We start from the raw sequence: 1,625 nt of genomic DNA, 5'->3' as shown, positions 1-1,625 counted from the left end.
GGGTTAAGGTTTAAAACCAACCCCGAATGTTCTTTGATAATTTCAAATCTATAGTTCAGATGAATCACAGACACCTTACCTTGATTTTCCTAAACATCGTGCTATAATCTCTTTGTCAGAGAGATAGATGTGCGTGCCTCCTGGATCCTTCATTAAGAAGACTTATCCGTAAAAAAGCGTGTCACTCCACAAGGACGATTCTATGTTTAGCTGGTTGGGCCACCTTAGGGTGATACCCGTTTCAAATGCAAGGTTGTTTGGCGTTCTTCATTTAGTGGATGCTCTGATTCATACTGAAATGAAAGGTTGTGTTACTGTGTCTAAATTTATTAATGATTTTGTTGTAGGCATTGACGTTTCCTCAGAATTCTCTGTGGTTGCAATGCTTGAACCAAGTGGTTCTCTTATTCGCAAGCCATTCAGGATTGATCACAATCCAAAAGGCTTCAACAAGCTTCTTGAGATTCTCAAAAAAGAAGAAGAGCGGTTAAAACAAAAGCCCATCTACTTCGTAGAATCTACGGGTATCTTTCATTTACCACTCTTCTATTTCCTGAGATCGAATGACCTCAAAGGATTTGTCCTGAATCCTCTATGTGTTCATTCTACCAAGAATTTCGACTTAAGAAAAGTGAAAAATGATGCAAAAGATGCAGAATCTATCGCAAGACTCGCAAAATTTCAAGAAGTAAAGTATTCTCTTGTGCCTGAGCCTCAAATTCTCGCGCTTCGCATGATGAGTCGTGAATACTACGCCATGTCTGATATGCTCACTGAGATGAAAAACAGGCTCTGTACGGATTTATATCTCCTGTTCCCAGGATATATAGACGTCTTTGGTAACCCATTTGGTAAAGCTTCTCTAGAGATTCTTAAAAGATATCCATCTCCACGATTGCTTTCTGAAGCGGATCCGAACGAACTGGCCATAATGATTTCTAAAATCAGTCGTAAGACCGTTTCTTGGGCTATGAAAAAGGTAGAAATTCTGCGTGAAATCACTGAACATGCACTGTCTATGCCAATGGAATTTGACATACTAAGCCTTAAAATCAAAGCGCATGTGGAAAACATTGAAAGCTTTCAAGACAGGCTTGACGGTATCCTCAAGCAGCTCAAAGCGATGATCCAAAGTTCTGATTTTCCGACTAAAGAACGCCGTTACATCGAGCTTCTCGAAGAAATGCCTGGAATCGGCTTTCTTACTGCGGTAACACTTATTGCTGAGATTGGTGATTTTTCAAAGTTTCACTCTCCAAAAGCCTTTGTCGCATTTTTCGGAATCGACCCAAGTGTTAACCAGTCAGGCAAATTTAATGGCGATAGAAACAAAATTTCAAAGCGTGGAACACGTTTTGGTAGAAGGGTTCTATTCACCGCTGCCCTAGCATCCATCAGGACAACCCGCAAGGGGGATGCCATCAATCCGATTCTTAGAGACTACTATCATAAAAAATGTGAAAACAAGAAAAAGAAAGTGGCGCTTGTAGCTGTTATGCACAAACTTTTAAACTACATCTTCGCGGTTCTCCGTGACGAAAAGTCTTTTGCTTTAAGGAGCCCAGAAGATCACCAAACTTGGCGTCATGCTAAAGAATCACCTTTAAAACTTGCAGCGTAATTAA

General features: G+C 40.4%; 1 protein-coding gene. It reads left to right on the top strand.

The window, feature by feature from the left end; translation table 11 throughout:
* Positions 1–316 precede the first annotated feature (316 nt).
* Positions 317–1,621 carry an IS110 family RNA-guided transposase gene (locus JOC49_RS13050; protein ID WP_204665479.1) on the top strand — a complete coding sequence of 435 codons (1,305 nt, stop codon included), beginning with the start codon at positions 317–319 and terminating at the stop codon, positions 1,619–1,621.
* Positions 1,622–1,625 lie beyond the last annotated feature (4 nt).

This window comes from Fusibacter tunisiensis (assembly GCF_016908355.1).
GTDB lineage: Bacteria > Bacillota > Clostridia > Peptostreptococcales > Acidaminobacteraceae > Fusibacter_D > Fusibacter_D tunisiensis.
Note: the sequence above shows the minus strand (reverse complement) of the source record. Positions and strands in the feature narration are given on the sequence as shown.